We start from the raw sequence: 12,680 nt of genomic DNA, 5'->3' as shown, positions 1-12,680 counted from the left end.
GACGACTCACTGCGCGCCGGGGACGCACGAGGAGCGCGGGAGACCGGGACGCGTCTCCCTGCGGGCGACTGTAACGCATCGACAGGCCGCCCCGTCCGGGCGCGGCCGCGGGAGCCGGGCCTCAGGCCAGCTGTGCCAGGGCCGAGCGCAGGAAGGCGAGGCGCTGGTTGATGACCGCCTCGTCGAAGGGCAGGTGCAGCCCGCGGCACTCGGCGGCCAGGGCGGCCATGTCGCGGACCTCGGGGGTGCCGCGCTGCGCGAGGGCGGCCGCCTCGTCGAGGACCTGAGGGGTCACCTTGCCGCCGCCTCGCTTGTCGACCCACTGGCTCAGACGGCGCACGGCACGGTCCAGGTTGGGCGTGATCGAGCCGAGCTCGGCGTCGAGCTGGGCGACACCGCGCTCGACCTCCCCGCACAGGGGAGCCAGGCGGGAGAAACCGTCCTCCAGGGCGCCGCACAGGTCGTTCATCGAGGCGACCGGCTCCTCCTCGGAGCCGTCGAGCACCGAGCGGGCGAAGCGGCCCACCATGAGGGTGAGCAGGCGCATGAGCCCCACGGAGAAGCGCAGCTCCAGGACGGAGTTCTGCAGGCGGGACATGCGCTCGGGAAGCGCCCGCATGGCCGGCGCCGCCTGCGAGGTCAGCTCGATGATCCGCGCGGCGAGCGCGTCGGCCCGCTCCCTGTCGTCGAGGGGCCGACCGCCCACGAGCCGCCCGTAGGACTCAGCCCGCGACGCGACGTCGAGCATGACACCCTTCGTGGCCGACAGGGCGGTGAGCAGACGCAGGTACTCCTCGAGCTCGAAGACAAGAAGGTTGGTGTCGCGCTCGATCTGCTGGACCACCGAGAGGATCTGGGTCACCGGACCGTCGATGGCAGGGGGCTGAGGCACCCGGATACCCGCGGAGACCAGGGAGGAGACCTCCCGGGGCAGCGCCGACAGCGTCATGGCGTGGAGGGAGTCGAAGCCCAGGCTCCGCAGCTCGCGGGCGAGCTCCTCTCCCCCGTACTCCCCGACCTGACGGCGCGAGGCGCCTCGCGCGGCGAGCTCGCGCTCACGGGCGCGCACCCGGCGGTAGACCTCCTCGGCGGCCTGCTGGGTCGCAGTGTCCAAGGGCTTGGTGCGCACCGACAGGTAGCCGCCGCGCAGCGGGACGATCGTGGCGAAGACCCGGTAGTCCAGGCCGTCGGCGGCACGGTTGACGACATAGGCGCACACGGGGCGGCCCGCCTCGAGGTCGTCCCACATGAGCTTGAACACGCCGGCGGGCATGTCCAGGTGCCGGATGATGTTGTGGGGCGATCGGGTCAGCCGCTCGCGCGAGTAGCGGGACAGGGTGTCGAAGGTGCGGTTCGACCGCTGAATGACACCCTTGGCATCAGTCGTCGAGAAGAAGATGTCGTCCGGCTCGAAGAACCGCTCATACCCGACCTGCGACTCCACGTCTTCCTACTCCCTCGTCCGGTCCGTGCACGCCCCGCACCCCGACGACCGGGACCGGCACAACAACAGCACGAATAACTAATCTATAACTTGGAGAATGATAACATTCAACACGGTTGCGATGGTAGTCGTTGCTACAACGTTTCGATCGCAATTCGGATGCCGTCGACCCTGAAGTCCATCGCCTCGGAGTCGAAGGACAGGTCGAGTCCACGGCAGCGCGCAGCCAGGACCGCCAGGGCCCCGACCTCGGGGAACCCGGTCCCCGACAGCTCCTCGGCCTCGCTCAGGAGCGCCGGGATGTCACCCTCGACCCCCTCGGAGAGGTAGGCGCCCTCACCCTGGAGCGCCCGCAGCCACCGGTCGAAGGGACGACGGGTGCGGTCGAGGTCGGAGACCACCTCGCGCAGCACCGCGTCCATCGCGTCGATCTGCTCCCTCAGGGTCGTGCACACCGTCGCGACGGCCGTGAGGTCCGCCGCCAGGGCGTGGTGCAGCTCGGCCATCGCCGCGGGCACGTCCTCCTCGGTGCCGTCGATGACCGCGGCGGCGTAGGAGCCCAGGACGATCGTGTGCAGGCGCATGAGGGGGGCGTGGAACACGAGGTCCTCGACGGCGTCGTAGAGCGCCGACACCGAGTCGGTCAGACCGCCCAGGCGCTCGACCGCACGGGTCGTGCGCTCGGTGATGCGCCCGGCGACGTCCGGGACCGAGGACTCGGGGTCCTCGCTGTGGAGGATGCTGACGAGCTCGCCGGTCCGGCGGGCGCGCTCGACGATCGCCGGCGCCCCCTGGGCCCACTCGCCCAGGCCGGTGAGCAGGGCCCGGTACTCGGCCATCTGGCCGACGAGGGTCTCGGAGTCGTCCTCGATGGCCCCGGCCAGGCTCAGGATCGTGGCGGCCGAGCCCTCAGCCTCCTCGCGCCGGGGCACCTTGACGCCCTCACCCACGAGGAGGGAGGCCTCCTCGGGGAGCGCCGACCTGCTGAAGGCCGCCAGCGAGTCGAAGCCCAGCTCGGCGAGCTCGGAGGTCAGGGCCTGGGCCCCTCGCTCCGCGACCTCCCGGCGCGAGACGCCCTCCTCGTCGGCCTTGCGCTCCAGGTCGCGGACCCTGCCGTAGACCTCGCGCACGACGTCGAGGGTCTCGGTCTTGAGCGGCTTGGTGCGCACCGAGACATAGCCGTCCTCGACGGCGCTGACCGTGGCGAAGACCCAGTAGTCGAGGCCGTCGCCGGCACGGTTGAGCACATAGGTGCACACCGGCCGTCCGGCCTCGAGGTCGTCCCAGAGCAGCTTGAAGACGCCGCCCGGCATGTCGTCGTGACGGATGATGTTGTGCGGGGCGCCGATCATCTCCTCCCGCGGGTGGCGCGCGAGGGTGACGAAGGTCCGGTTCGAGCAGCGGATGACACCCTTGCGGTCGGTCGTCGAGAAGAAGACGTCCTCGGCATCGAAGAGGCGCTCGTTGTCCTTGATGGTTTCCACTGTGTGCTTCCAGGTGCGGGAGAGGGGAGCAGTGCTAGCAAGGCCGATCACTGGCCCGCGCACGCGATGACGTCAGTAGCGTATTACGCGATCGGCCCCGAAGGGCAGTACACAGTTTGATCACAGGCCTTTCGGAGCCTTGCGTCACAGTGGGGATCCACAGTCCCGTCACAGGGAGACGGGGTTGAATGCGGCCCATGACTGATGCGACAGAGACCCTCGTCCGCCCAGACGGGTCCCCCATCCGTGTCCTCGTCGTCGACGACGAGCAGATGCTCGCCGACCTGCTCGCCTCCGCCCTGCGATACGAGGGCTGGGAGGTCACGACCGCAGGCACCGGGATCGCCGCCGTCCGGGCCGCCCAGGAGACCGATCCCGACGTCGTCGTGCTCGACATCATGCTGCCCGACTTCGACGGGCTGGAGGTGATGCGGCGCATCCACGGACACAGCCCGGACGTGCCTGTGCTGTTCCTCACGGCCAAGGACGCTGTCGAGGACCGGGTGGCGGGGCTGACCGCCGGAGGGGACGACTACGTGACCAAGCCCTTCTCCCTCGAGGAGGTGGTGGCCCGCCTGCGCGCCCTCCTGCGTCGGTCCGGGGCCTCGTCCGAGAAGCCGGACTCGCTCCTGGAGGTCGGCGACCTGCGCATGGACGAGGACTCCCACGAGGTGTGGCGCGGCGAGGACGAAATCCGTCTGACCGCCACCGAGTTCGAGCTGCTGCGCTACCTCATGCGCAACCCCCGCCGCGTCCTGTCCAAGCCGCAGATCCTGGACCGGGTGTGGAACTACGACTTCGGCGGGCAGGCCAACATCGTCGAGCTCTACATCTCCTACCTGCGCCGCAAGATCGACAAGGGACGCGAGCCGATGATCCACACGATGCGAGGGGTCGGCTACGTCCTCAAGCCGGCCGACACCACCTCCGCGTCCCCCCGGTCCACGCCATGAGCCCGCGTCCGCCCGCCTCGGCGTCGCGGTGGGCGGGGGCGCCGCGGTGAGCCGGCTGCGGCGCGCGCCCCGTCCGCCCCGGCCCCGGTCCCTGCGCACCCGGCTCGTCGCGGGTGTGCTGGGCCTCGTCCTCATCATGGCGGCGATCATGGGCGCCCTGTCGACGCTCACGCTGCGCCACACGCTCATGGACCGTCTCGACGAGCAGCTCGTGGCCGCCTCCGAGCGCGCCGCCAACCGCCGCCACGGAGCCGATGACGACGCAGGCACCAACCCGCAGATCGTCCCCGGAGCCTCGGCCACCTGCGCCGCCTCGGAGGATCCCTCGTCCTGCCCGAGCCTGCGGACCGAGGAGGACGACGAGGACCGCCCCGTGCCCGCCGGCCTCGACGCCCCGGGACAGTCCACCGGCACCTTGAGCGTCATCGCCTCGGGGGCCGGGACCTCCGGCGGGTCGAGCACCTCCACCTTCAAGGCCGGTTACATCGACGCCACCGGCACCTACCAGACCCTCTCGGAGGCGGAGTCATCCGCGCTGCTCGCCCTCAAGGTCACCGGCGAGCCGGTCTCGGTGCACATCTCGTCACTGGGCGACTACAGGATCCTCGTGGCACGCGACACGGTCTCGGGGGACACGGTCGTCACCGGCCTGTCGATGGAGGACGACAACCGCATCGTGCGCACCCACCTCATCATCGAGGGCTCGATCGCGCTGCTCGGTGCGCTCATCGTCGCCCTGGCGGGACGGTCGATGATCCGATCCTCGCTCGCCCCGCTGGAGCGGGTCGCGCAGACCGCTCAGCGCGTGGCCTCCCAGCCCCTGGCCCGCGGTGAGGTGAGCATCGAGGAGCGGGTCCCGGACGAGGACCTCGCCTCCTCCGAGGAGGTCGGGCAGGTGGGCACCGCGCTCAACACGCTCCTGGGCCATGTCGACGCCGCGCTCGCAGCGCGTCAGCGCAGCGAGACCCAGGTCCGCCAGTTCGTCGCCGACGCCTCCCACGAGCTGCGCACCCCGCTGGCCTCGATCCGCGGCTACACCGAGCTGATCGCCCGCGAGGGGGCCGACGCCGCCCTGCCCGAGCAGGCCACCCACGCCCTGGAGCGCGTCCACTCCGAGTCGGTGCGGATGACCGCCCTCGTCGAGGACCTGCTGCTCCTGGCGCGCCTCGACGCCGGACGCGAGCTGCGGCACGACGAGGTCGACATGGTCAGCGTCGTCGTCGACACCGTCGCGGACGCGCGGGCGGCGGGCCCCGACCACGTCTGGGAGCTCGACCTGCCGGTGCTCGACGCGCCCGAGGGCGCCGACGGGATCGAGGACCTCGAGGACTTCGAGCCCGAGCCGCCCCTGGTCGAGGGCGACGAGGCGCGGCTGCGCCAGGTACTCGTCAACCTCCTGGCCAACGCCCGCGTCCACACCCCCGCGGGCAGCCGCGTCCGCACGACCCTGTCGCGCCGCAGGGGTCCCGACGGCGAGGAGCTCGTCGTCACCGTGGCCGACGACGGCCCCGGGATCGACCCCTCGGTGCGAGATCGCCTCTTCGAGCGCTTCGCCCGTGCCGACGCCTCCCGCGAGCGGCGGACCGGGTCGACGGGACTGGGCATGAGCATCGCGCTGGCCATCGTCCAGTCCCACGGGGGCACCCTGACGGTGAGCTCCCGCCGGGCCGAGGACGAGGGAGCGGAGGACGAGCACGGCACGACCTTCACCGTCGCCCTTCCGGCGATGCCGGCCCCGGCCTCCTGAGGGTCCTGCAGGGAGCGCCGCGGTCCGCTGCAGCCCTCCGTGCGCCAGCGCAGCACACGCAGCCGGCCCGTCACAGCACCGCCACAGACGAGCCCCACGGCAGTCACACGCTCATCGGGTGACATGGAGTCATGTCACACACCTCCCCCGCCCTGCGCCGTCCGGCCGGACGCCCGCCGGTCCTGGCGATCGTCGAGCACGTCGTCGTCTGCGTGCTCACCGGGCTCGTGGTCACCGCGCTCGTCAAGGCGGTCGCCCCCACGAGCCCGGAGTCGACGAGCGTCATCGCCTTCACCGTCTCGATCCTGCTCACATCCGTCCTCCTGCGCGCCGCCGTGCGCTGGTGGTACGGCCCCACGCCGGGCTCGCGGGACGACCAGGGCTGAGCCCGCACCGGCTCCGCACGGACCCGCGTTCAGCCCGCACCCTGTTCGTACCTTGAGCATCGAGTTCGCACCTTGCTCGTACGCTCTCAACGCACAAGGTACGAAGAGGAGGTCGAGCCGCCGGTCAGCCGAGGGTGAGCACTCGCGCGTGGAGCAGGACCCGGGCGTGCCCGACCATCTCCTCGAGCAGCGCCGAGGGCTCCGAGCCGCTCAGTGCCGCGACGGCCTGCGCGACCTGCCTCACCGACAGCTCACCGTCGCTGACCCCCACGAGCGCCGCCATCGCGGTCCCCGCGGGCAGCGCCCGCCTGAAGCCGCCTCCCTGCCTGAGCATGATGACGGAGGGGTCGCTCTGGCCGGGGCGGTAGTGTCGCTCCTCGGTGACGTCCGGGGCGAGGACGGGGTGCAGGCCGGCGACCTCCTCGTCGTCCATCGAGGCCAGTGCCTCGCGCACCGCGATGACCTGCGCGACGTGCTCCCCCAGGCCGGGCGCCGTCGGGGTGCTGATCTCCTCGAGCTCCCTCCACGGGGCACGCGCCCGGCGGGGGCGGTGCAGGATGACGTAGCCGAAGCCGATCCCAGCCACCCCCCGGTCCTCGAAGTCCTCCACCCAGGCGCCGAGGGCCGCCTCGAAGCCGGCGGGGTCTCGTTCGGGAGCGGTCCCTCCGTCGCGCAGCCACATGGCGGCGTACTCCACAGGGTCCTGGACCTCGCGCTGGACGACCCAGGCGTCCAGCTCGGCGGGCAGCCACCCGCGGACCCGCTCGCGCCAGCCCTGCTCGGCGTGGTGCTCCCAGTTGCCGAGCATGACCGCCGTGCCGCCCGCGCTCAGGTGCCGGGAGACGGCGGGCAGGAGAGTCGGCAGGACCGGGCCCCCGGCGTCGCGGTACTCCATGAGGGGCACCCCGGCCCGCCGCACGGCGGGCGGGGTGATGACGAAGGGCGGGTTGGAGACGATGAGGTCGAAGGCGCGACCGGCCACGGGCTCGAGGAAGGAGCCCGCCACGAGCTCCAGGCGCCCGGGGGCCGTGCCCGCCAGGGCGGCGTTGAAGGCCGTGAAGGCCAGGGCCCGTTCGGAGACGTCGGTCGCGGTCACGCGCTCGGCGTGACGCAGGAGGTAGAGCGCCTGGATGCCGCAGCCCGTGCCCAGGTCGAGGGCGGTGCCCACGGGCTCACGGGGCGTCAGGCCCGCCAGGGTGAGCCCCGCCCCTCCGATGCCTAGGACGTGGTCGGGCGCGAGCGACCGCCCGGAGACGAGCTCGCCGACGTCGGAGGCCACCCACCAGCGCACGTGACCGGAGGCGTCGGTGGCCTCGTGGGGGCGCAGGTCGACGACGGCGCGCACGAGCCCGGGTGCCGGGTCGGGCTCGACCAGGCCGATCGCGCGGGCGCCGGCCGCCCTGGTCCGCGGAAGCGCGGCGTCAAGCTCATCGGCGCCGACCGGCTCACCGAGCATGAACAGCGCGGTGAGCACGGACACCGGGTCGGGCCGGCCACCGCGGCGGCGCGCCTCCTCGAGCACGGAGCGCACGACGCGCGCAGCGGGGGCACGCAGCTCGCGGCGCAGGGCCCGGTCGGCGGCCGGCCCGAGGAGCCGGGCCACCGACTCGACGCCCCAGCCCGATTCCTCCAGGTCAGCGCGCAAGGATCTCGCCTGCGCGTCCGTGGCGACGGGGTGGGATGAGGTCACGGCACCGAGGCTAGACGGGGCGCGGCCCGATCGCAGCACCGGTCAACGTCACCTCACCGACACCTCACCGCCACCTCACCGCCACCTCCTCATGACGACAGGACCCTGACCGGGCGCGCCGGGGCCGCCCCGGCGTTCAGCGCCCGGCGAAGCCGAGGTCGGCAGCACGGCACGACTGCCCCACCATCCGCCTTAATTAGGCGTCGATTACTATTTAATAGGACTATCGATGGTTGCGCCTATCGCGTGGGCTCTCTAGCGTTGCAGCCGTCCACCCCCCACGTGCCCGCGGCGGGACCGATCGCGGACCGCCGCGAGGGCCTCGAGCACGCTCGACACCGGCCGGCACAGACCGACCCAGACCCACACAACCAACCAGGAGCATCCACCATGCCCGTCCTCACCATCGGTGACCAGTTCCCCAGCTACAACCTCACTGCCGTCATCCCCGGCAACCTCAAGGACGTCGACGCCACCCGTCCCGAGGACTACTTCACGACCGTGTCCTCCGAGGTGCCCGAGGGGACCTGGCGCGTCGTGTTCTTCTGGCCCAAGGACTTCACCTTCGTGTGCCCCACCGAGATCGCCGCCTTCGGTGACCTCTACGAGGAGTTCAAGGACCGCGACTGCGAGGTCCTGGGCGTCTCAGTGGACAACGAGTTCACCCACTACGCCTGGCGCCGCAGCCACGACAAGCTTCAGGACCTGCCCTTCCCCATGGCCAGCGACCTCAGCCGCGAGCTCGTCGAGGCCCTCGGCATCAAGCGGGCCACGGGCGAGGCCGACCGGGCCACCTTCATCGTCGACCCGAACAACGTCATCCAGTCGGTGTCGGTGACCGCCGAGTCCGTGGGGCGCAACACCGACGAGGTCCTCCGCCAGCTCGACGCCCTCCAGTCCGACGAGCTGTGCGCCTGCAACTGGAAGGCCGGCGCCGCCACCATCGACGTGCTCAACGAGATGTCCCGCTGAGCGGCCCGACCACCGACGACGAAGGAGACACGATGACGATCGCGACGCTGCGCAGCGCCCTGCCCGAGTGGGCCAAGGACCTGTCGCTCAACCTGTCGACGCTCACCCGCTCGACGACCCTGACCGAGCAGCAGCAGTGGGGGACCTTCCTGGCCGCCGCGGCCGCTACCCGCAACGAGTCGGTCCTCGTCCAGGTGGCCGAGGAGGCCAGGGAGCACCTGAGCGAGGCCGCCTACGACGCCGCCCTGGGCGCGGCGTCCATCATGGCGATGAACAACGTCGTCTACCGCGCCCGCCACTTCCTGGGCGGCGCCTACGACAACGAGCGCATGGGCCTGCGCATGAACATCATCGGCAGCTCGGGCGGGGTCGACAAGGTCGACTTCGAGCTGTGGAGCCTGGCGGTGTCCACCATCAACGGCTGTGAGAAGTGCGTGGCCTCCCACGAGGCCACCGTCCGCGCCGAGGGGCTGTCCGCTGAGCAGGTCTGGGAGTCGGTGCGCATCGCCGGCACCCTGGCCGGGGTCGCCCAGGCGGTCGAGGCGGTCGAGGCCCTCGGCTGATCCGGCCGGAAGGTCCTCGCTCACGGGGCCCGGTGAGCGCGACACCCGCGCTCACCGGGCCCCTGAGCATGTCCCGAGCCCGCCCCGAGCGTGCGAGGCGGTCCGAGGACCTGGGTCTCAGCTCTCGGGATCGGCGTCGACCGCGCCCTGGACGTCGTTGAACAGGAGGTTGGAGATCTCGAGCTGCACCATCTCGACCCTGGGGACGTCGACGAGGAGCAGCGGGTCGTCCGAGCTGGTCTGGAGGCTCAAGGTGCCGCAGCCGAAGATCCGGTCCGTGACGGTCCGGTCCTGCTGGACGTCACTGATACGGGTCAGCGGCAGGTCGTGCCCGGACTTGTTGAGGATCCCCGCGCGGGTGATCACTCGCTTCGAGGTCACGGTGTAGGTCGTGGTCACCCAGCGCAGCCACGGCAGGAACATGAGGGGCACGGAGACGACGAGGACGGCGACCCACAGGGCGACCAGCCCCCACGGCGCCCACGAGTCGGGGAGGAGGACCGATGCCGCGACCGCCGCGGCGAGCAGGACCACCCACCCCACGATCCGCCACAGGAGCACCTTGGGGTGGGTGTGCATGTGCCGCACCACGACCTCGTCCCGGCTGAGCAGCTTGTTCGACAGAGCCATGTGCCCATCGTGCCATGCCCGGGGTCGCCGGGAGACGCCCGGAGCCGTCCCGAGTCGTCTGGAGCCTCCCGGAACCGCCTGCCTCCGCCTGGACCCGGAGGGAGCCTTCCCGCCCCTGGCCCCGCCCCGGTCCCACCACGGGCTCACCCCGGTCCCACCACGGTCCCGTGACGGAGCGTGCGGCGGGGCCTCCGGCGCCGTCAGCGCCGTCATCCGAGGAGCACCTCGGTCCCGACGCTGAGCACGACCGGCACGATGCCCAGGATGACGAAGGCGGGCAGTGAGCAGGCCCCCAGGGGCAGGACGAGACGCACCGCCAGACGCTCGGCCGCCTCCTCGTCCTGGGCGCGACGGCCCGCCCGCAGGGCCGAGGCGGTGCCTGCCAGCAGCGGACCGGGGGAGGCTCCGTCCTCCCACCCGGGCCGCAGGCAGCCCTCGAGGCGGGACCAGCGCTCACGGCAGGACGGGCGCCCCGTGCGGCCCAGCGGCCAGACGGACCGGTGCGTGGGTCCCCGCCCCCGGGAGGCGGCCCGCGCGGTTGCGCCCCAGCGGACCGACACGGCGCTCCTCGAGGCGGCCCGGGAGCCGGGTCCCGCCTCCGCCTCCTGGGGGTCGGCGGCCCGCCACGCCTCGTCCCAGGAGGCGCCGAGCAGCAGGGCGCGCCCGACGACGGCCAGCTCCTCCTCCCCCAGGGCCGAGCCGAGCGCCAGGAGGGTCCCGGGGAGGGAGGCCCCCGCGTCGAGGGCCGCCGAGGCGAGGTCGATGACGAGCGCCTCGTCCACCGCGGCGGCCTCCGCGACCGCCGCGGCGACCAGACGCCTCGTGAGCACCTGCCCGGCCACGACCAGCACGAGCCCGAGCAGCCCGAGGACGGTCCCCCTGCCCCCGTCGAGGAGCACCTCGTGGGGGCGCGCCCCCACGAGGGTGCCCAGACCCAGGGCGGCCAGCGGGAGCAGGGCGAGGAGTCGGGCGGTGGCGCTGGGCCCTGCCAGCGCGACGCGCCGGGAGGACTCGGCCCTGCCCGACTCGGCCACGCCGGCTGCGACCTCCTCGAGGACCCCCGCCAGGGGGGCGCCCAGGGCCGCGGTCAGGCGGCAGGCGGCCACCGCCCCGGGCACCGCAGCACGGGCGGCGCGAGCGGCCCGGCGCCGCTCGGCACGCCGTCGTCCCGTGCCCGGACCCGCCCACCGCCGGCGGACGGCAGGGCGTCGCGACCACCAGGGACCAGGGGCCTGCCCCAGGGCCAGGAGTGCGGGCGGGACGCCGTCCTGAGCCGGTTCCCCGCCCTCGTGGACCCCCGCGCGCCCCAGGGCCCGCGACCAGGCCCGCTGCGGGGTGGCGCCGGCACGCAGCAGGGTCGCGACCTCGATGAGCAGGAGCCCGACGTCGATCGGCTCCCTCGGTCCGGGCTCGTGCGCCGGCCCTGGAGGCGGGACTCGCCTCGGGAGGCCACGGCGGGCGGGCATGAGCAGGACGGCCACCGCCAGAGCGAGGAGAAGGCCGGGCAGGAGGGTGTCGGCGCTCACGGTTCCCCCTGCCCTCCGGTGGCCGGGAGCGCCTCCTGGTCGGCTCCGCCCAGCCCGGGCAGCGCGGCCTCGACCGTGTCGGCACCGAGGCGGGCGGCGAGCCGACCCACCTCCGGGCCCGCGCTCGCACGCCCCTGAGGGTCGATGAGGATCGCGTCCCGGCACAGCAGGACGCCCGAGCTCGTGCGCCGCAGCACCCCCACCGCCGAGACGTAACGGCGCGCCCGGGCCGGACCGGGGCCGGGCGCGGCGGTGCGCCGGAGGTGGACGACGGCGTCCAGTGCGCTGGCGGCCTGGGCGGCCACAGCCTGCTCGCTCAGCCCCGCCAGGGCCCCCAGGGCGGTCAGCCGCGCCGGGACGTCTGAGGGGGAGTTGGCGTGCAGGGTCGCCCACCCGCCCTCGTGACCGGTGTTGAGAGCGGTCAGGACGTCACGGACCTCCGGGCCACGGCACTCCCCGAGCACGATCCTGTCGGGGCGCATGCGCAGGGCGGTGCGCACCAGGGCCGTCATGGGGACCGCCCCGACGTTCTGCACGTTGTCCCCGCGCTCCTGGAGGTGGATGACATGGGGGTGGGCGGGTCGCAGCTCGCTGGCCTCCTCGATGCACACGATCCGCTCGGTGGCCGGGACCAGTCCGAGAAGGGCCGCCAGGAGCGTCGTCTTGCCGGTCCCCGTCGCCCCCGTGACGAGGCAGGAGGCCCGCGAGGACACGAGGGCGGCCAGGACGAGGTCGAGGCCCGGGGCGAGGGTGCCCGCGTCGACGAGCTCGGCCAGGGTGAAGGCGCGGCGGCGCGAGGTGCGCAGGCAGATGAGCGTGCCGTCGGCGCTCAGCGGCGGCAGGACGGCGTTGAGCCGGGTCCCGTCGGGCAGGGTGGCGTCGACGACCGCGCAGGCGTCGTCGAGCCGGCGCCCGCAGGCCGCAGCCATCCGCACCGCCAGGGCACGGGCCTCCGCCTCCTCCAGGACAGCCCCCTCGACCTCCTCGAGGCCCTGACCGCGGTCGATCCAGGTGCGTCCCGCCCCGACGAGCACGTCCGTGACGCCCTCGGTGTCGAGCAGCGGCTGGAGGACCGGCCCCGCGCCCTCGACCTCGGCCCGCACCGTCCTGCTCAGGCGGGCCAGCCCGCCCGCTCCGGTCGTCGGCTCGGCCCCTGCGCCCAGGGCGGCGTCCAGGGAGACACCGCGAGCCAGCGCGCGACGCACCCGCGCCACCTCGAGGCCCCGCCTCTCGTCCTCGGGCACCGACTGGGGATCCTGGGGTCGGACCACCCTGACCGGGCCGG

General features: G+C 73.1%; 11 protein-coding genes. 5 read left to right on the top strand and 6 right to left on the bottom strand.

The window, feature by feature from the left end:
• Window positions 1-121 precede the first annotated feature (121 nt).
• Both EL245_RS09500 and EL245_RS09495 read right to left on the bottom strand, forming a co-directional pair.
• Window positions 122-1,444 carry a diguanylate cyclase gene (locus EL245_RS09500; protein ID WP_126382915.1) on the bottom strand — a complete coding sequence of 441 codons (1,323 nt, stop codon included), beginning with the start codon at window positions 1,442-1,444 and terminating at the stop codon, window positions 122-124.
• A gap of 134 nt (window positions 1,445-1,578) precedes the next feature.
• Window positions 1,579-2,928: a PAS domain-containing protein gene (locus EL245_RS09495; protein ID WP_126382914.1), complete on the bottom strand. Its 1,350-nt coding sequence runs from the start codon at window positions 2,926-2,928 to the stop codon at window positions 1,579-1,581.
• A gap of 197 nt (window positions 2,929-3,125) precedes the next feature.
• Between EL245_RS09495 and EL245_RS09490 the strand changes: the two genes are divergently transcribed.
• The 3 genes from EL245_RS09490 to EL245_RS09480 all read left to right on the top strand — a co-directional run bounded on the left by EL245_RS09490 (window position 3,126) and on the right by EL245_RS09480 (window position 6,014).
• Complete coding sequence (locus EL245_RS09490; protein WP_126382913.1) at window positions 3,126-3,881, top strand: response regulator transcription factor; 756 nt, start codon at window positions 3,126-3,128, stop codon at window positions 3,879-3,881.
• Between the two features lie 136 nt (window positions 3,882-4,017).
• Complete coding sequence (locus EL245_RS09485) at window positions 4,018-5,628, top strand: sensor histidine kinase (RefSeq protein ID WP_126384333.1); 1,611 nt, start codon at window positions 4,018-4,020, stop codon at window positions 5,626-5,628.
• A 131-nt stretch (window positions 5,629-5,759) separates the two neighbouring features.
• Window positions 5,760-6,014 carry a hypothetical protein gene (locus EL245_RS09480; protein ID WP_126382912.1) on the top strand — a complete coding sequence of 85 codons (255 nt, stop codon included), beginning with the start codon at window positions 5,760-5,762 and terminating at the stop codon, window positions 6,012-6,014.
• Window positions 6,015-6,138: 124 nt separating this feature from the next.
• Here EL245_RS09480 and EL245_RS09475 read toward each other — a convergent pair whose 3' ends face one another.
• Window positions 6,139-7,704, bottom strand: coding sequence for a DUF7059 domain-containing protein (locus tag EL245_RS09475; RefSeq protein WP_232009714.1), 1,566 nt, complete (start codon window positions 7,702-7,704; stop codon window positions 6,139-6,141).
• A 390-nt stretch (window positions 7,705-8,094) separates the two neighbouring features.
• Here EL245_RS09475 and EL245_RS09470 point away from each other — a divergent pair, with 390 nt between their 5' ends.
• Window positions 8,095-8,676 (top strand): peroxiredoxin, encoded by a 582-nt coding sequence (locus EL245_RS09470; protein WP_126382911.1) that lies wholly within the window; start codon window positions 8,095-8,097, stop codon window positions 8,674-8,676.
• A gap of 32 nt (window positions 8,677-8,708) precedes the next feature.
• Window positions 8,709-9,239 carry a carboxymuconolactone decarboxylase family protein gene (locus tag EL245_RS09465; protein ID WP_126382910.1) on the top strand — a complete coding sequence of 177 codons (531 nt, stop codon included), beginning with the start codon at window positions 8,709-8,711 and terminating at the stop codon, window positions 9,237-9,239.
• 117 nt (window positions 9,240-9,356) lie between these two features.
• Here EL245_RS09465 and EL245_RS09460 read toward each other — a convergent pair whose 3' ends face one another.
• The 3 genes from EL245_RS09460 to EL245_RS09450 form a co-directional block, all read right to left on the bottom strand.
• Window positions 9,357-9,869 (bottom strand): PH domain-containing protein, encoded by a 513-nt coding sequence (locus EL245_RS09460; protein WP_126382909.1) that lies wholly within the window; start codon window positions 9,867-9,869, stop codon window positions 9,357-9,359.
• Window positions 9,870-10,078: 209 nt separating this feature from the next.
• Window positions 10,079-11,395: a hypothetical protein gene (locus EL245_RS13715; protein WP_232009713.1), complete on the bottom strand. Its 1,317-nt coding sequence runs from the start codon at window positions 11,393-11,395 to the stop codon at window positions 10,079-10,081.
• Window positions 11,392-12,639 carry a TadA family conjugal transfer-associated ATPase gene (locus EL245_RS09450; RefSeq protein WP_232009712.1) on the bottom strand — a complete coding sequence of 416 codons (1,248 nt, stop codon included), beginning with the start codon at window positions 12,637-12,639 and terminating at the stop codon, window positions 11,392-11,394. The genes EL245_RS13715 and EL245_RS09450 overlap by 4 nt, the downstream gene beginning before the upstream one ends.
• Between the last annotated feature and the right edge of the window lie 41 nt (window positions 12,640-12,680).

This window comes from Actinomyces howellii (assembly GCF_900637165.1).
In the GTDB taxonomy this organism is placed as follows: domain Bacteria; phylum Actinomycetota; class Actinomycetes; order Actinomycetales; family Actinomycetaceae; genus Actinomyces; species Actinomyces howellii.
The sequence above is the reverse complement of the archived record's forward strand: the minus strand, read 5'-3'. Positions and strand labels throughout refer to the sequence as shown.